At 27.5% G+C, this 17,725-nt stretch carries 19 protein-coding genes; 12 read left to right on the top strand and 7 right to left on the bottom strand.

The features are described 5' to 3' along the window. Position 1: 1 nt before the first annotated feature. Positions 2-1,531 carry a murein biosynthesis integral membrane protein MurJ gene (gene murJ, locus ACIJYB_RS07450; protein WP_435150992.1) on the bottom strand — a complete coding sequence of 510 codons (1,530 nt, stop codon included), beginning with the start codon at positions 1,529-1,531 and terminating at the stop codon, positions 2-4. Positions 1,532-1,659: 128 nt separating this feature from the next. Here murJ and ACIJYB_RS07445 point away from each other — a divergent pair, with 128 nt between their 5' ends. Continuing rightward, positions 1,660-3,945, top strand: a complete 2,286-nt coding sequence (locus ACIJYB_RS07445) for an NADP-dependent malic enzyme (RefSeq protein WP_435150990.1) — start codon at positions 1,660-1,662, stop codon at positions 3,943-3,945. Here ACIJYB_RS07445 and ACIJYB_RS07440 read toward each other — a convergent pair whose 3' ends face one another. Together ACIJYB_RS07440 and rsmI are read right to left on the bottom strand one after the other, a co-directional pair. Beyond that, positions 3,946-4,539 (bottom strand): BON domain-containing protein, encoded by a 594-nt coding sequence (locus ACIJYB_RS07440; RefSeq protein ID WP_435150989.1) that lies wholly within the window; start codon positions 4,537-4,539, stop codon positions 3,946-3,948. Continuing rightward, a complete protein-coding gene (gene rsmI, locus ACIJYB_RS07435) occupies positions 4,529-5,392 on the bottom strand; it encodes a 16S rRNA (cytidine(1402)-2'-O)-methyltransferase (protein WP_435150988.1) in 864 nt (287 codons plus the stop codon). The genes ACIJYB_RS07440 and rsmI overlap by 11 nt, the downstream gene beginning before the upstream one ends. On the opposite strand from rsmI, the gene ACIJYB_RS07430 reads away from it, so the two are divergent. Next, positions 5,385-6,578: an ABC transporter substrate-binding protein gene (locus ACIJYB_RS07430; RefSeq protein ID WP_435150986.1), complete on the top strand. Its 1,194-nt coding sequence runs from the start codon at positions 5,385-5,387 to the stop codon at positions 6,576-6,578. The genes rsmI and ACIJYB_RS07430 overlap by 8 nt on opposite strands. Here ACIJYB_RS07430 and rdgB read toward each other — a convergent pair. Continuing rightward, positions 6,562-7,158 (bottom strand): RdgB/HAM1 family non-canonical purine NTP pyrophosphatase, encoded by a 597-nt coding sequence (rdgB, locus tag ACIJYB_RS07425; protein WP_435150985.1) that lies wholly within the window; start codon positions 7,156-7,158, stop codon positions 6,562-6,564. The two genes, ACIJYB_RS07430 and rdgB, sit on opposite strands and share 17 nt — an antisense overlap. A 42-nt stretch (positions 7,159-7,200) precedes the next feature. On the opposite strand from rdgB, the gene ACIJYB_RS07420 reads away from it, so the two are divergent. The 8 genes from ACIJYB_RS07420 to ACIJYB_RS07385 all read left to right on the top strand — a co-directional run bounded on the left by ACIJYB_RS07420 (position 7,201) and on the right by ACIJYB_RS07385 (position 15,351). Further along, positions 7,201-7,836, top strand: a complete 636-nt coding sequence (locus ACIJYB_RS07420; protein WP_435150983.1) for a nucleotide exchange factor GrpE — start codon at positions 7,201-7,203, stop codon at positions 7,834-7,836. 61 nt (positions 7,837-7,897) lie between these two features. Next, on the top strand, positions 7,898-9,832 hold the full coding sequence (gene dnaK / locus ACIJYB_RS07415) for a molecular chaperone DnaK (protein ID WP_435150982.1): 1,935 nt from the start codon (positions 7,898-7,900) through the stop codon (positions 9,830-9,832). 32 nt (positions 9,833-9,864) lie between these two features. After that, entirely contained in the window at positions 9,865-10,992 is a 1,128-nt protein-coding gene (gene dnaJ / locus ACIJYB_RS07410; RefSeq protein ID WP_435150981.1) for a molecular chaperone DnaJ, read from the top strand. A gap of 51 nt (positions 10,993-11,043) precedes the next feature. Beyond that, complete coding sequence (locus tag ACIJYB_RS07405; RefSeq protein ID WP_435150979.1) at positions 11,044-12,198, top strand: glycosyltransferase; 1,155 nt, start codon at positions 11,044-11,046, stop codon at positions 12,196-12,198. A 12-nt stretch (positions 12,199-12,210) separates the two neighbouring features. Continuing rightward, positions 12,211-12,990, top strand: coding sequence for a 4-hydroxy-tetrahydrodipicolinate reductase (dapB, locus tag ACIJYB_RS07400; protein ID WP_435150978.1), 780 nt, complete (start codon positions 12,211-12,213; stop codon positions 12,988-12,990). Continuing rightward, positions 12,983-13,759: a class I SAM-dependent methyltransferase gene (locus tag ACIJYB_RS07395; protein WP_435150976.1), complete on the top strand. Its 777-nt coding sequence runs from the start codon at positions 12,983-12,985 to the stop codon at positions 13,757-13,759. Before dapB ends, ACIJYB_RS07395 begins: the two co-directional genes overlap by 8 nt. Positions 13,760-13,766: 7 nt before the next feature. After that, the gene (nth, locus tag ACIJYB_RS07390) at positions 13,767-14,420 is read left to right on the top strand and encodes an endonuclease III (RefSeq protein ID WP_435150974.1); all 654 of its coding nucleotides are present in this window, start codon (positions 13,767-13,769) and stop codon (positions 14,418-14,420) included. Between the two features lies 1 nt (position 14,421). Then, on the top strand, positions 14,422-15,351 hold the full coding sequence (locus ACIJYB_RS07385) for an adenosine kinase (RefSeq protein ID WP_435150973.1): 930 nt from the start codon (positions 14,422-14,424) through the stop codon (positions 15,349-15,351). Positions 15,352-15,353: 2 nt separating this feature from the next. Here ACIJYB_RS07385 and arfA read toward each other — a convergent pair whose 3' ends face one another. Beyond that, complete coding sequence (gene arfA / locus ACIJYB_RS07380) at positions 15,354-15,473, bottom strand: alternative ribosome rescue factor ArfA (protein ID WP_435150971.1); 120 nt, start codon at positions 15,471-15,473, stop codon at positions 15,354-15,356. After that, the gene (locus tag ACIJYB_RS07375) at positions 15,454-16,017 is read right to left on the bottom strand and encodes a winged helix-turn-helix domain-containing protein (RefSeq protein WP_435150969.1); all 564 of its coding nucleotides are present in this window, start codon (positions 16,015-16,017) and stop codon (positions 15,454-15,456) included. Before ACIJYB_RS07375 ends, arfA begins: the two co-directional genes overlap by 20 nt. A 13-nt stretch (positions 16,018-16,030) precedes the next feature. Between ACIJYB_RS07375 and ACIJYB_RS07370 the strand changes: the two genes are divergently transcribed. Further along, positions 16,031-16,525: a L,D-transpeptidase family protein gene (locus ACIJYB_RS07370; RefSeq protein WP_435150967.1), complete on the top strand. Its 495-nt coding sequence runs from the start codon at positions 16,031-16,033 to the stop codon at positions 16,523-16,525. Here the strand turns inward: ACIJYB_RS07370 and ACIJYB_RS07365 are convergent. Further along, positions 16,522-17,181, bottom strand: coding sequence for a YggS family pyridoxal phosphate-dependent enzyme (locus tag ACIJYB_RS07365; RefSeq protein ID WP_435150965.1), 660 nt, complete (start codon positions 17,179-17,181; stop codon positions 16,522-16,524). The two genes, ACIJYB_RS07370 and ACIJYB_RS07365, sit on opposite strands and share 4 nt — an antisense overlap. Between ACIJYB_RS07365 and ACIJYB_RS07360 the strand changes: the two genes are divergently transcribed. Then, complete coding sequence (locus ACIJYB_RS07360; RefSeq protein ID WP_435150963.1) at positions 17,176-17,706, top strand: thiamine phosphate synthase; 531 nt, start codon at positions 17,176-17,178, stop codon at positions 17,704-17,706. The genes ACIJYB_RS07365 and ACIJYB_RS07360 overlap by 6 nt on opposite strands. Positions 17,707-17,725 lie beyond the last annotated feature (19 nt).

The following is a 17,725-nucleotide window of genomic DNA, read 5'->3' as shown; positions in this document are numbered from 1 at the left end:
ATTAATACTTTAATTTAATATCACTCATTTGAAAAGCTTTGATGAAATAACACACAATTAAATAAAACAATAATCCTAATATAACAGATAAAACCAAATATAAAGATTTAATTGATTGATTAAATACTAATTGATTTTGAAAAAAATTTAACAAAAAGTTAAAAAATAAACCCATGAGAATTGAAGCAAAAATTATTTTGATAAATCTAATAAAAAATATTTGATTGAAATAAAATAATTTTTTGTTCTTTAAAAATAAAAATAACAATATTGAATTAAACCAAGATGAAATAGATGTTGCTATTGGAATTATTATAAAACCAATTTCACTAAAATAATAAACACTAATAAAAATATTAAGCATTACTGCAATCAAAGAAATGTGAAAAGGAGTTTTGGTATCATGGTTTGCAAAGAAAAAACTTGAAAAAACTTTTATAAAAGCAAAAGCAGGCAAACCTAATGCAAAATAATATAAAGCTAAACTTGAGTTATTCACTGAATTTTCATTAAAAGACCCATAACCAAATAAAGCTGAAACAATTTGTTCTGACCCAATAATTAAAGCGATAGTTGCTGGAAGACTTAAAAATAAACTTAGTTCAAGAGCTTTATTTTGTATAAGCAAAATCTTATTTTTTTTTCTAGATTGGATATGTCTTGATAACTGTGGAAGTATAACAACACCAATCGCAATACCAGCTATAGCTAGATTAATTTGATAAATCCTATCTGCATAATATAAATAAGAAACTGCACTTGTTTGAAATGATGCAATTATTGTTCCAATTAAAATATTAATTTGAGTTACTCCAGAAGAAAAAATACTTGGTAAAAGTTTTTTAAAAAAAAACTTAACATTATTATTTACCTTTAACTTGAGAGTAAATTTTAACGAATAATATTTTGATACATATTTATATAAAAATATTAATTGTAAAAAACCAGCTAAAGAAACACCATAAGACAAATAATAAACTAATTGATCACCCAAAGATTTAGAAAAAATTAATACTAAAATTAAAACAATATTCAAAATTATTGGCGCCGCAGATGCAGCTGCAAACTTATTATGTGAATTAAGAATCGCAGAAAAAAATGATGCTAAACAAATAAAAATTAAAAAAGGAAAAGAAATCCTTGTTAAGTTTATTGCTACCTCCATTTTTTCTAAATCACTAACAAATCCTGGGGCAATAATTGAAACAAATGCAGGCATGAAAATCTCAATAATTATTGTTAAAAATAACAACCCTAAAAAAAGAAGATTAAAAATATCGTTTGCAAATTTATTTGATTGTTTTTTTCCTCTAGTTATTTCTGATGAATAACTTGGAACAAATGCCGCATTAAAAGTACCCTCTGCAAACAATCTTCTAAAAGTATTTGGAATTCTAAATGCCACAAAGAAAGCATCAGCTAGCATTCCTGTCCCAAGAAATATTGCTATTAAAATATCTCTTAAATAACCAAGCAACCTACTTATTATAGTATAGAAGCCGAATGTACCTGTTGACTTAAGTAAGTTCATAAATCATATTAGTCTTAATTTTACCCTAATTGTATATTTATTATAAGAGTATATAGGTCAAATATTACAAATAATAAAAATTTTTAAAAAAAGTACAAATAGAATTGAATTAAAATAATTGAACTAAAATGAAAAAAACAAAGATTGATCATTACACTGACAAAGAAGCTTTAGATTTTCATAAAGATAAAAAACCTGGGAAGATTGAGATAATTTCATCAAAAAATATGACAACTAAGCGAGATCTTGCTTTAGCATATTCTCCGGGAGTAGCTGCTCCTGTCAAAATGATAAGTGAAAACCCTGAGGCTGCTTATGATTATACAAGCAAAGGAAACTTAGTTGCCGTAATTAGCAATGGCTCTGCAATTTTAGGAATGGGTAATTTAGGAGCTCTTGCATCAAAACCAGTGATGGAAGGTAAGGCAGTATTATTTAAAAGATTTGCAGATATAGATTCTATTGATCTTGAAATTGATTGTTCAGATGCAGAAGAAATTATTAAATCTATTAAAAACTTTGCACCTAGTTTTGGTGGAATAAACCTAGAGGATATCGCTGCACCAGATTGTTTTATAATTGAGCAAAAATTAAAAGAAATATTAGATATTCCAGTTTTTCATGACGATCAACATGGAACTGCAATAATTACAACTGCAGCTTTATTTAATGCTCTAGATATTACGGGTAAATCAATTGAAGAAATAAAGGTAGTTGTAAATGGTGCAGGCGCATCTGCTCAAGCATGTACTGAACTTTTTAAAAATTCCGGAGTTAAAAGTAAAAATATAATAATGTTAGATAGAAAAGGAGTTATCTACAAAGGAAGGAATGGTGGAATTGATCAATGGAAATCTAGATACGCAAATGAAACAAAATTAAGAACACTTGATGAAGCAATAAATGGTGCTGATGTTTTTCTTGGATTGTCAGCAAAAGGAGCTCTTAAAAAAGAACATGTAAAAAAAATGGCAAAAAAACCTATAATTTTTGCTTGCGCTAATCCAGATCCTGAAATTAACCCTGAAGAAATTAATGATGTAAGGGACGATGCAATTATTGCAACTGGTAGATCGGATTATCCAAATCAAGTAAATAATTTGATTGGTTTTCCTTATATTTTTAGAGGTGCATTAGATGTTAGATCAAAGACCATTAATGAGGAAATGAAAGTTGCAGCAGCTCAAGCTATTGCAAAACTCGCAAGAGAAGATGTTCCTGATGAGGTTGTTGCAGCTATGGGGGGTGAAAGACCACACTATGGAAAAGATTATATTATACCATCTACATTTGATCCAAGATTAATCAGCATAATCCCAGCGGCTGTAGCAAAAGCTGCAATGGAAACTGGGGTTGCAAGAAAAAATATTGAGGATCTTGATATTTATAGAGATCAATTGAAACAAAGACTTGATCCGACGGTAACTATAATGCAAGGAATAAATTCTTATATTAAAAAAAATCAAAAGAAAATTGTGTTTGCAGACGGTGAAGATGAAAATACACTTAAAGCTGCAATAGCATTTAAAAATTCAAAATTGGGTATTCCAATTCTTATTGGAAAAGAAGATAAAATAAAAGAACAAATAAAAAATATTGGTTACAACGAAAATTTTGACATTGAGATTGTTAATTCTAAAGATGCTAAGAAAAGAAATAAGTATGTAAAACATTTATTTCAAAAATTACAAAGAGAACAGGGTCTTTTAGAAAGAGATTGTGATCGACTGGTAAGAAATGACAGAGTTATATGGGCGACAAGTATGGTCGCTTGTGGTGATGCAGATGGAGCAGTGACTGGAAACACAAGACGTTTTGGAGCATCACTTGATAAAATTAAACAAGTAGTTGATGCAAGAGCTGGAGAAATTATGTTTGGTCTCAATATGGTAGTTCACAAAGGGAAAACTATTTTTGTTGGTGATACAAGTGTTCATGAATATCCAACATCAGAACAAATGGCAGAAATTGCAATATCTACAGCAAGGGTGGTTAGGTTATTTGGTTTTGAACCCAAAGTAGCTTTCGTTTCTCATTCTACATTTGGTCAGCCTCTTACGAGCCGAACAAAACATATAAGAAATGCTGTTGATCTTTTAAAAGAAAAAAAAGTAGATTTTGAGTTTGATGGAGACATGCAACCAGATGTGGCTCTTAATTCGGAATATGAGGAACTTTACCCTTTTTCAAAAATTGTTGGAAAGGCAAATATTTTAATTATGCCAGGACAACATAGTGCAGCAATATCATATAAAATGATGAAAACATTAGGGGATACTAAGGTCATAGGGCCTTTGCTGATCGGAATTGGGTTACCAATTGAAATTGCTCCTTTACGATCTTCTACATCTGATCTAATTAATTTAGCTTCTATTGCAGCTTATTCTGCAGATATTATTGATTATAAAAAATAATCAATCTTTTTGAATTCTTAAATCTTCAACAAGTAAAATACTAGCAATAACATCTTTTACATCTAATATTTCTTTAGCTTCACTTATCACTAAATCTTTTTCATTGGAAGTTAATGCAATTCCATAGATATAAATTTTTTTCTTATAAGTATCGATTTGATAATTAGTTGCTTTTATATTTTTATTTAAGATTAAAGCTGTTCGGAGTTGTGAGGTAATTAAAACATCTTTTGCAGATCTTTTAAAATTAAATTGTTCTTTAATTTTTATATCATTTCGGACAGATCTAGTACCTTTTGTTTCCCAAGCTAACTTGGTTAATAACAATTTTTCTTCTGGATTATCAACTTTACCAGTTAAAAATATTCTTCCATCAAGAACTTTAGATTTTACAGAAAGAAGATATTTTTTATCCTTAACCAAAATTCGAGTTGCTAAATTTTTTTGCATTATAGAATCATCCATTTGAGTCCCTACTGTCCTAGGATCTAATGCAACAGATACACCTGTTCCAAAAATTCCCTTTGATGAAACTCCCACACATCCTGATAAGAGCACAAAGAAAAAAATTATTTTTATTAATTTATTTTTCATTTTTTAATTTTAAACAATAATTGTAAATTTCTTTTTTTGAAATATCTCTATTATGATTAATAAAATTTGTTATTTCTTTTATGCTTAATTTATTAATCATTTTATTTATAATAATCTTATCTGATTCACTTAATACTTGTGAAGTATTTTTATCTTTTTTTTTTTCAGAAATTACCACTGTTAGCTCTCCTTTGGGTTCTTTAACAAATGGTTTAAGATCGTCTATATTTTGTCTTATAAACTCCTCATATAATTTTGAAATTTCTCTACAAAATACTATTTTTCTACCACTAAAATTAGTTTTTAAATCAGGTATTACTTTATTAATTTTTTTTGGAGAAATAAAAAAAACAAGAGAGTTGTCAAATTTTGAGAGTTTCTTAAGTTCATTTAACAAATTTTGTTTTTTATCAGGTAAAAATCCATAAAAGAAAAATTTTTCTGAAAAACCACTTATTGAAACTGCTGCAGCAACAGCAGATGGTCCTGGTATAGGAATAATTTTGATATCATTTTTAATGCACTCATTAACTAAGATTGCACCTGGATCAGAAATACTGGGTGTTCCAGCATCAGAAATTAATGAAATTATTTCGCCAGATTTTAAAAGTTCAATTATTTTATTTAAATTTTTTGTTTCATTAAATTTATGATTTGAGATCAATTTTGACTTTATGTCATATTTGTCTAATAAATTTTTTGAAACTCTTGTATCTTCACAAAGGATATAAGAAGATTTTTTAAGTATTTCAATAGCTCTAAAGGTAATGTCTTTTAAATTTCCAATTGGAGTTGATACCAAATAAAGACCATTTTCATTATCTTTTAGTATAGGTTTTGATTTAATGATCATAATTAAGCTTAAAAAATATTATACTATCATTAAAATGAATAAATTTATTAAAATTATTTTTTTAACTATTTTGGTCTTTCCATTATTATTAAATTTAGCAACAGCATCTGAAAAATTAAAAATTGGTCTTTTGGTGCCAATGACAGGCTCCAATAAAGATTTAGGTCAATCAATTATTAAAGCTGTTAGACTAGCAATAAGAGATATTAACAATGATTTGATTGAGGTTGTTCCGAAAGACACTGCATCAATTCCCAATAAAACTCTCCAGTCTGCTCTTGAATTAAAAGAGATGGGTATAAAAGTAGTAGTAGGCCCCATATTTCATAAAAACTTAAAATATTTAGATGAAGTAATGGATGTTACTTTTTTATCCTTAACAAATAAAACTATAGACTTACCAAAAAATGTAATTTCTGCAGGAATTAATTCAACCTCTCAGCTGAATACTATAAAAAAATTTATAAAACAGAATAATTTAAAAAAAACTATTTTCCTTTCACCAATACAAGATTATGAATTCGAAGTAAAAAAAGGGATTAAAAATTCAAAAATAAAAATATTCAAAAATTATGATTATAGTACTGAACCTACAAAGTTAACTAAACAAATTGAAGAAATCACAAATTACAAAATTAGAAAACAAAATTTAGAGGATGAAATTCTTAGAATAAAGAGCTCAAATCAAACAAACAAAGAAAAAAAAATCAAAAAACTTGAACAAAGATATACATTAGGTGGTTTAAATTTTGATTCAATAATTATTGCAGATTTCGATGAAAGTTTAAAAAGTGTAACTACATCATTATTATATACTGACGTATCACCTAAACAAAAATACTTCATAACATTAAATCAGTGGTTTAATAAAAGCTTATTAAATGAAATAGATATTCAACCTTTATACTTTCCATCAATAAACAGGAATAATTTTGAGAATTATAAACAAAAATTTTTTAAAGAGTTTAAAGAGTATCCATCACATTTATCTTTGTTAAGTTATGATTTGGTAGGACTTGTTTACTACCTATCTTTAAAAAATAATTTTTCTAACACCAATAAACTTTTTAAAGTTAAAAATTCATTTAAAGGTAAAATAGGTATTTTTGATATCAAAAATAATAAAATCAATCACAGATTAAATTTTTACAAAATTGAAGACAAAAATTTTATAAAAATTTTTTAATTTTTCTAAATGCATTATAACGATGATCTATTTTATATTTTTGTAAAGAGCTCATCTCTCCAAATGTTTTTATTTTATTTTTAGGAACAAATATTGGATCATAACCAAAACCATTTTTACCTTTGGGTATAGTTGAGATATACCCTTCAACTTTACCTAAAACAGTTATTATTTTTTTATCTAAATAACAAATTGATAATGCACAAATAAATCTTGCTTTTATTTTTTTTTGTTTCCAATTTTTATCTCTTTTGGTTAATTCCCTATACACTTTAATTATAGCTTTTTTAAAATCACTCTTTTTTCCACCCCATCTAGCTGAATAAATTCCTGGATTTTTATCTAAAATATCTATCTCAAGTCCTGAGTCATCTGCAAGACATGTTAATTTTGTTTTTTTTGAAAAATATTTTGATTTTATGATTGAGTTTTCTTCGAATGTGCGTCCATCTTCTCTTGGACTCTTAAGCTTAAATTCAGTTGTTGAGTGCGTTTTAATGTATTTTGGAAGTAAATCTTTGATTTCCTTGTATTTTCCCTTGTTATTGGTGCCAATAAGCAATTTTGAAATTTTTTCCATTAATACCTAGCAATTCTGAGTTTTCTTACCATATATGCTGTTATGGAAAAAGAGGAAAACATAAATCACGAAAATACTACTGCTGAAACATCGAATAAAGAAATCAGGGCTAATAAACAATCTGACGATAAGCCAGAAGAAAGCAAAAATGTACAAGAAAAAATAGAATTATCGCCTGAGGATAAAATAAAAGAATTGGAAGATAAGCTTGCAAGAACTTTTGCTGAAATGGAAAACCAAAGAAGAAGGTTTGAAAAAGAAAAAGATGATGCATTTGATTACGGGGGTTTTATGTTTGCAAAAGAAGCTTTAAATTTAATTGATAACCTTGCAAGATCAAAATTAATTTTAGAAAATGATGAAAGTCTTAAAGGTACCGAGGCCTTAAAAAAAACTTTGGAACATTTTGATATAATTAATAAAGATTTAATCTCTATCTTTACTAAAAATAATATTAAACCAATTGATTGTCTTAATAAAAAATTAGATCCAAATTTACATCAAGCTATGATGGAAATAGAAGATGATCTAAAAGAACCTGGAACGATTGTTCAAGAAGTTCAAAAAGGTTTCATGATAAAAGACAGATTACTTAGACCCTCTTTAGTTGGTGTGTCTAAAAAGTCAAAAAATAATGATGATAAAAGTGAGGAAAATAAGGAAAATTTAAACAAATAATTACATTTGTTGAGCTTGAAGAATTAATATTAACACATATATGAAGTTAGGAATTTAAATTATGAGCAAAATTATTGGAATAGATCTTGGTACAACGAACTCATGTGTATCAATTATGGAAGGTAGCCAACCAAAAGTATTGGAGAATACTGAAGGCGCAAGAACGACTCCATCAGTTGTAGCTTTTACAGATGATGGTGAAAAACTAGTTGGTCAGCCAGCTAAACGACAAGCTGTAACAAATCCTGAAAATACAATTTTTGCAGTTAAAAGATTAATTGGAAGAAATTTTGAAGACCCTACGGTAAAAAAAGATATAGCAGCTGCACCTTTTAAAATAGTAAATTCGGAAAAAGGTGATGCTTGGATTGAAGCAAAAGGAGAAAAATATTCGCCATCTCAAATTTCTGCTTTCATTCTTCAAAAAATGAAGGAAACTGCTGAAAAATATTTAGGTCAAGAAGTTACAAAAGCTGTAATTACAGTTCCTGCATATTTTAATGACGCTCAAAGACAAGCAACTAAAGATGCTGGAAAAATTGCAGGTCTTGAAGTTTTAAGAATTATCAATGAACCAACGGCAGCTTCTCTAGCGTATGGTTTAGACAAAAAACAAAATAAAAAAATTGCTGTATATGATTTAGGTGGTGGAACTTTTGATGTATCTATTCTTGAGTTAGGAGACGGTGTTTTTGAAGTTAAATCTACAAATGGAGATACCTTTTTAGGTGGTGAAGATTTTGATAATTCAATTGTAGATTATCTAGTTGCAGAATTTAAAAAAGATAATGGAATTGATTTAACGTCAGATAAACTTGCACTTCAAAGACTAAAAGAGGCTGCAGAAAAAGCTAAAATAGAACTTTCGTCTGCAGAACAAACAGATATTAATTTACCTTTTATCACTGCTGATAAAACAGGTCCAAAACATATTAATTTAAAAATGACTAGGGCAAAACTAGAAGCTCTTGTTGAGGATTTAATAGCTAAAACTTTACCACCATGCAAAACAGCTCTTAAAGATGCGGGGATTTCAGCAAGTGAGATTGATGAAATTGTAATGGTTGGTGGGATGACTAGAATGCCTAAAGTTCTGGCTGAAGTTAAAAATTTTTTTGGAAAAGACACAAATAAAAGTGTTAACCCTGATGAAGTTGTAGCAATGGGTGCAGCTATTCAAGCAGGAGTACTTCAAGGTGATGTAAAAGATGTGCTTCTTTTAGATGTTACCCCTTTATCTCTAGGTATTGAAACTTTGGGTGGTGTATCGACTAAACTAATTGAAAAAAATACAACAATACCAACAAAGAAGAGCCAAGTATTTTCTACAGCTGAGGATAACCAACCTGCGGTTTCTATAAGAGTACTTCAGGGCGAAAGAGAAATGGCAGCTGATAACAAAATGTTAGGTAATTTTGAGTTAATTGGTATTGCTCCTGCACCAAGAGGGGTTCCTCAAATCGAAGTAGCTTTTGACATTGACGCAAACGGAATTGTTAGTGTTTCAGCTAAGGACAAAGGAACGGGTAAAGAACAAAAAATTCAAATCCAAGCTTCTGGAGGATTGAGTGAGGAAGAGATTGAAAAAATGGTTAAAGATGCTGAAGCTAACAAAGAAGAAGATAAAAAGAAAAGAGAATCTGTAGACGTAAGAAATCAAGCTGATACATTAATCCATTCAACTGAAAAAAATCTTAAAGAACATGGATCTAAAATTACTGATGCTGAAAAAAAAGCAATAGAAGACGCATCGTCTAGCTTAAAAGAAGCTTTAAAAGGATCTGATAATGAAGATATAAAGAAAAAAACAGAAACATTAGTTCAGGCTTCAATGAAATTAGGTGAAGCTATATACAAATCTCAGGAAAAAAAACCAGATTCACCCGATGATAATAAAAAAAATGATGAAGGGAAAAAAGACGATAACGTAGTTGATGCAGATTTTGAGGAAGTAAAAGAAGAAAATAAAGAAGAAGACAAAGAAAAAAGCGCTTAAAATTTTCAACAAGTATCATCTTAAAATAACTTATGGCTAAAAGGGATTTTTATGATGTCTTGGGTGTTGGTAAAAATGCATCTTCTGATGAATTAAAATCAGCCTATAGAAAACTTGCTGTTAAGTACCATCCTGATAAAAATCCTGGTGACAAAACAGCAGAAGATAAATTTAAAGAAGCTAGTGAAGCTTACGGAATTCTCTCAGACAAAGAAAAAAAACAGAATTACGATAACTTTGGTCATGCAGCCTTTGAAAATGGAGGTGGAAGACAAAGTGGGGGTTTTGGAGGTTTTGGTGGCGCAGATTTTTCAGATATTTTTGAAGATTTTTTTGGTGATTTTGGTGGCGGTGGAAGATCGAGAAATAGAAGTTCCAATAACAGAGGATCTGATTTAAGGTATGATCTAACAATAACACTTGAAGAAGCCTACCAAGGTAAAAAACAAGATATAAAATTTTCTACAACAGAAAAATGTAATACATGTAAGGGAAATGGTTCAAAACCAGGTTATTCACCTGATAGATGTACTTATTGCGGTGGAAATGGTAAAATAAGATCTAATCAAGGTTTCTTTACTGTTCAACAAACATGTCCTCAATGTAATGGAAATGGAGAAGAAATTAATAACCCTTGTGGTGATTGTAACGGACAAGGTAAAAAGCAAACTTCAAAGAAAATATCCGTATCAATACCTAAGGGTGTAGATGACGGAACAAGAATTAGATTAGCTGGCAAAGGTGAGGCTGGAAGTAGAGGTGGAGCGACAGGTGATTTATACCTATTTATAAACGTTAATTCACATGATTTATTTAAAAGATCAGACGAAAATTTATTTTTTGAATTTCCAATTTCAATAGCTGACGCAGCACTTGGAATAACAATTGAAATTCCAACTATTGATGGTGGTAAAGCAAAAATTAAAATTCCTGACGGTACTCAAAATGGCAAACAATTTAGACTAAAAGGTAAAGGGATGCCATTTATGAGAAGAGGAGATTATGGTGATCTTTATGTACAAGTAAATACTGAAGTTCCAGTTTTTTTAAATAAACAGCAAAAAGAATTACTTGAAAAGTTTAGGGAAATAGAGAATGAAAAATCAAATCCTAGCATTAAAAAATTCTTCCAAAAAGCAAAAGATTTTTGGAAGAATTGATGGTTTTATAAATTAGTATATAAAATTTTATAAAACGTATAAATTATCAAAATGAATATTCTTATAGAAGGGTGGCGCGGAATTAATCACTCTGTTGCATTAGTAAATCAATGGCAAATTTTAGAATTATTAAAGTCTAATAAGTTATATTTTAAAGATATACCATTTTCATCAAAGACATGGAACACAAAGATGAATTCAAGTGGATTTATAGAAGAAAAAAAAAATTTAATTAAAAAAATTGCTTTGCCTACCAAAGATCAAATACACGATATTACTTACAGAATTTCATTTCCTTTTGACTTTGATGATAAATTTAATTCTAAATTATTATTTGTTTATGGAATATGTGAGTATAAATTTGTGGATGAGACTTGCTATAAAAACAACACGCTCGATGCATTAAAAAAAAATAAAAATCTTTTTATTCATACACCCACCCAATGGACTAAAGGAGGTTTTATAAACTCAGGTTTTAGTGAAAGTCAAATTGTTGTTGTAAATCACGGTATTGATCAAGATACTTTTTATATTATTTCAGATGAAAGAAAAGAGGATGTCAGAAAAAAATATGGATTTAAATCAGATGATTTCATATTGACCAATATAGGAGCTATGACTGCTAATAAAGGTGTTGAACTACTTATAGCTGCCTATGGTATTTTAAAAAAAGAAAATAAAAATTTAAAGTTAATTTTAAAAGATCAAAGTAATTTATATGGAATAGGTACAAACCATCTCTTTAAAAAATTATTGAATTCTGAGCTAAATAAAAAATTTAAAGCCATTAACGATGATATGATGAAAGATATTACAATTATTTCAGAAAATTTAACTCAAAGTGAGATAAGAGAACTGTATTCAATTTCAGATTGCTATGTATCACCTTATTTTGCAGAAGGTTTCAATTTACCACCCTTAGAAGCAGCTGCATGTGGGACACAAATTTTAGTGACAAAAGGAGGAGCTACTGATGATTATTTTGATAATTGTATGGGATATCAAATTGAAGGTGTTGAGAAAAAAACTAATAATTTACATGTCGTTGAGCCGAAGTTTGACTCATTGATTAATGTTTTAAAAGACAAGGTTATAAATAAACCTGATTATCTAAAAAAAGAAAGATCTGATTTTACTCATAAAAATAATTCTTGGGCTATAGTTGTAAATAAATTAAATGAAGAGTTTAAAAATAAATTAAGGTAAAGTTATAAATATATGAAAAAAATTAATTTAGCTATTTCTGGATGTCTTGGACGAATGGGCCAGCAACTAATTAAGTCATCAAAAAAAAATAAAAATTTTAAACTAGTTACACTTACAGAGAATAAATTAATAAATAAAAGTCTAGGCGGAATTAAACCAGAGTTAAATTCTGATAAAGCTTTTAAAAAAATTGACATTATTATAGATTTTACTGTTCCAACCTGCACTCTTGAAATATTAAAAATAGCAACAAGACTAAAAAAAAGGGTAGTTATAGGTACAACTGGTTTTAATAGAAGCCAGGAAAACTTAATTAAGAAATATTCAAAAAAAATACCTATTTTAAAAGCTGGTAATATGAGCTTAGGTGTAAATTTATTAATGTATTTAACTGAAATTACTTCAAAGTCATTGAATGATGAATATTTAAGCAAGATTTTTGAAGTACATCATCGACATAAAAAAGATTATCCATCAGGTACAGCTTTAATGTTAGGTAAAGGTATTGCAGATGGAAAAAATAAGAATTTGTATAATTTAATTGGTAAAAAATTTTTAAATAAAAAATCTTTTCCTTATGGGAAGAAAATTAATTTTAATTCTTTAAGAAAAGGGGAAATTATTGGAGAACACGAAGTAAAATTCTCAAGTGGAAAAGAAATAATAACATTAAATCATGAGGCTTTTGATAGAGCACTTTATTCTGATGGAGCTTTAACTGCCTCTAAATGGTTAATGAAAAAAAGACCAGGATTATATTCTATGAGAGATCTTTTAAGTTTTGATGTTTAGAAAAATTGAAAAAATATTACTGAGATATATACCAAAATTTTATTTAAGTTTAACAAGAGCTCAAGACAGTAATGATAGATTTACATTTGGATCAGATTTTATAAATAAAAATAAAAATAAAAATAGTGTTGATATTTTAGATGTTGGTTGCGGAGGTGGAAATTTTTTTGGTTATATAAATAGTACAGTAAAAAATTCAAAATACGTAGGAATAGATTTTGATTATGACAAAATGAAAAAAAATAAATTTTCAAATTTTAATAATTTTAATACTTTCTCTCAAGATTTAAGAAAAGATTGGTATTTTAATAAATATGATTTCGTTTGGTCTTCTGAGGTTATTGAACATTTATTTGATGATAAAGGTTTTTTTGAGAAGCTAGTAAGATCAACAAAAAAAGGCGGCTATATATTAATTACCACTCCTTACTACGATAGCTACATTAACTTTGCTAAAAAATTTGGCTGGTCTATAGAACCTTCCAAAGAAGAAGTGACGGGACATGTAAGACTTGGTTATAATGAAAACGATTTAAAAAATCTAGCAAATTTAAACAATTTAAAATTAGAAAATATTTATTACATCAGTGAATGCAATAATTATAGAGCAAGAAATATTTTTAAAATGAATAATGGGTTACTCTGTTATTTTTTTAATATTTTATATTTTTTAAAAATTTTTAATTTTAAAAGATATATTAAGGGAGAAAATGAAATAGATAAAAAAAAATATTTTTCTATAGCTGCCGTTTATAAAAATGAAAATTGAGTAAAAAATGGTTGATAAACAAAAATCAAAAATAATCCTTAAGATATTAAATAAAATTTACCCTAAGACCCCAGTTCCTCTTAAAAGCAAAAATACTTTTACCCTTTTAATCTCAGTCCTACTTTCTGCACAATGCACAGATGTAAATGTAAATAATGTTACAAAAAAAATTTATCCAAAGTATTTTAAACCTGAGCATTTTGTTAAATTAGGAAGAAAAAAAATTGAAAAATTAATTAAAAAAATTGGAATTTTCAGAATAAAAGCAAAAAGTATCTATTTAATGTCAAAACAGATCTTGAAAAAACACAATGGCAAAGTACCTAAAACATTTGATGAACTGGAAAAACTACCTGGTGTTGGCCACAAAACAGCTAGTGTAGTAATGTCCCAGGGTTTTGGATATCCAGCATTTGCAGTTGATACCCATATTCATAGACTTGCACAAAGGTGGGGTTTAACAAATGGAAAAAATGTAGTTCAAACTGAAAGGGATTTAAAAAGGATATTTCCTAAAAAAACTTGGTCCAAGCTTCATTTGCAAATAATTTTTTATGGCAGAGAATATTGTAAGGCAAGAGATTGTTATGGTTTAACTTGTGAAATATGCACTACTTGCTACCCAAAAAGAAAAAAACCTGTTATTACAAAAAAAGCTTAATATGAAAATTTTAGGAATAGGAAATGCAATAGTAGATGTCATTTGTAAAGTTGATGACAATTTTATTACTCAAAATAATCTTCAAAAAAGCACAATGAAATTATTTTTTGATGAAAGTGAATTCAAAAATTTAATTAAAAATCTTAAAATTGAAAAAACTGTTTCTGGAGGATCTGTTGCGAACTCTATAGTTGGTATATCACAACTTGGAGATAAAGTGAGTTTTATAGGAAAGGTTTCTAATGATGAATTTGGTAGTAAATATGAAGAAGGATTAAAAAAAGAAAATGTAGAGTTCTTTTATTCTAAAAAAAAAGAAGAATTACCGACTGGAACATGTTTAATATTGGTTACGCCAAACTCGGAAAGAACAATGTGTACTTTTTTAGGAACGGCAGGAAAAATTAATGAAAATGATGTCTGTCCTGATGCAATACAAAAAAGTGAGATAATATTTTTGGAAGGTTACTTATGGGATGAGGGGGAACCCAAGAAAGCATTTGATAAAGCAATTAATATCGCGAATAAAGTAGCCATGTCTCTTTCAGATCAATTTTGTGTAGATAGACATAAGCCTCATTTCTTAGAATTAGTAAAAAATAAATTAGATATTACTTTTGCAAATGAACAAGAAATTACCTCACTAATTGAAGCAAAAGATTTTAATGAAGTAATTAATTTTTCAAAGCAACTTAAAAAATTAGTAATTGTTACAAGAGGTGAAAAAGGAGCCATTGCTATTAAAGGTGAAGAAGTAATAGAGACAGGTATAAAACAAAATCTAAAGATTTTGGATCTTACTGGTGCTGGTGATCTTTTTGCCGCTGGGTTTCTACACGGATACGTTAATAAATTGTCAATTAAAGAGAGTTTAGAAAAAGGTACTGAGATGTCATCTAAAGTAATACAACAAATTGGTGCAAGACTTTAGAACTAAATTTTCTTTCTTTTAAAACTACCCTTTCCCTTTTTAGGTTTAACTACCTTTGGTTTAAACTTTTTGGAGTACAAGTCTTTAATAATAGGGTTTTTTTTATTTAATTTGATAACCATTATTTTTACTAATTATAAAGTTATCATCTAAAAACTTTTGAGAAATTTTTTTTCTAAGTCTATAAATGTGAGTTTCAACTGTATGTGTTTCTAAATCAGAATGATAATCCCAAACTTTAGATTGTAATTCATTAATACTTATAGGTTTATTTTCTTTTGAAAGATAGATTATGGTGTTTACTTCTTTTTCAGTAAGTTTTAGTTTGACATTTTTTGAAGATATTTCCCTAGCATTAATGTCTATAATATAATTATTAATTATAAATTGTGATTGCTCAACAAATTGATGTTTTAAAAACTCAATATTTAATTTTTCAATCATCTTAAAAAGCTTAATTGGTAACTGATTTAAAACAAATTGATTGTTAAATTTTAAAATTTGTTTTTTTGTGATTATTAAATAATTGTTTAAATTTTTAATTTCATTTGTTAAAGTTTTTTCATCTGAAATCTCTATAATTTTAAAATGTATGTCTTCTTCTAACTCTTTAAGTATTTGGTATAAAAGATTAAATCGAAAAACTATTAAATTTTGATTATTCATATATCATTAGAATATGACAATTCTTTTAAAAAATAAACACACACTTCAAGTAGACGAATTTTATTTTAAGTGTTGTATTGGAAAAAATGGTGTGACGAGAAGAAAAAAAGAAGGTGATTACAAAACCCCTCTAGGTACGTTTAAAATTGAAAAATTATTTTTTAGAAAAGATAGAATAAAAAAACCTAAAACCTTTTTGGAAACTATAGAGATTAAGACAAATATGGGTTGGTGTAATGATATTAGTTATCCAAAAAAATATAATCGCCTGATCAAAATTAATAACAAAATTAAACATGAAAAACTTAGAAGAAATGATGACAAGTACGATTTATTCATTCCTATAAGTTATAATAGAAAAAATCCTAAAGTTGGCCTAGGGAGTTGTATATTTATACATTTAACTAAAAATTTTAAACCTACAGCGGGATGTGTTGCATTAAAGAAAAAAGATTTTTTAATTATGTTAAAACTAATTAGAAAAAATACAAAAATAAAAATATCTTAAAGTCTTTCACCAAAAATACTTGACCCAATCCGTAAATAAGTGGCAGAATTTTTTGAAGCTTCTATAAAATCAGAGGACATGCCCATACTAAGTTCGGTAAAATCGAAAGTATTGTTTAATGATTTAATTTCTTTAAAATAGGCAGAAGAATCTTCATCAGCTGGTGGTATACACATTAAACCAACAACATCTAAGTTAATCTTTTTACAATATAAAACTAAATCGCCAAGTTCAGTTTTATTAATACCAGATTTTTGTTCCTCATTACCAATATTTACCTGAATAAAAATTTTTATTTTTTTATTAATTTTCTTTTGCTCATCGGCAATTTTTTTTGCAAGTTTTTGACTGTCAATAGAATGGATATAATCAAATAATTTAACCGCATATTTTACTTTATTGCTTTGTAATTTACCTATCATATGAAGTTTAATATTTGAATTATTTGACTTAATTTCAGTCCACTTATCAACAGCTTCTTGAATTTTATTTTCTCCAAAATCAGCATGCCCATGATCAATTAATGGTAAAATTTTATCAATTTTAAAAGTCTTGGATACAGCTATAATCTTTGGTAAATTAAGAATATCAAGATTACTCAAATTTAACTTAATTTTATTTTCGATGTTAATTAAATTTTGGACTGTAAAATGCATTATAATTTAAATTCAAAATATTACTTTATAAATAATTTTGATACAAATAATATCGAAAAGCAAAATAAACAAACAATTATCATTTATAGAAATTATAATTTAGAAAAAATCGATTCCTTTAAAATTTTAACATTTAAAAATTATTGCAAAAGAAGAGGCTTAAAATTTTATTTATCTAATAATATCAAATTAGCTATAAAACTAGGATTAGATGGGGCATATATACCATCATTTAATAAAAATTTTGATCATCTAAGTTTTACACATAAAAAAAATTTTAAGTTAATTGGATCAGCTCATAATCTTAAAGAAATTAGAATTAAAGAACTTCAAAAAGTTGATAAAATTTTCTTATCTTCTTTGTTTAAAAAGAATAAAAACTATCTAGGAATTAACAAGTTCAAATATTTTTCAAATTTAACAAAAAAAAGAGTTGTTGCTTTAGGCGGTGTTACAGGCAAAAATATTAAAAGACTTAAGCTGTTAAGCAGTTGTGAATTTGCTGGTATAACTTTTTTTCAATAAAAAAAAGGCCCCAAAAAGG

The organism is Candidatus Pelagibacter bacterium nBUS_44 (genome assembly GCF_051200895.1).
Classification (GTDB): domain Bacteria; phylum Pseudomonadota; class Alphaproteobacteria; order Pelagibacterales; family Pelagibacteraceae; genus Pelagibacter.
This window is presented reverse-complemented; position numbering and strand designations above follow the sequence as displayed.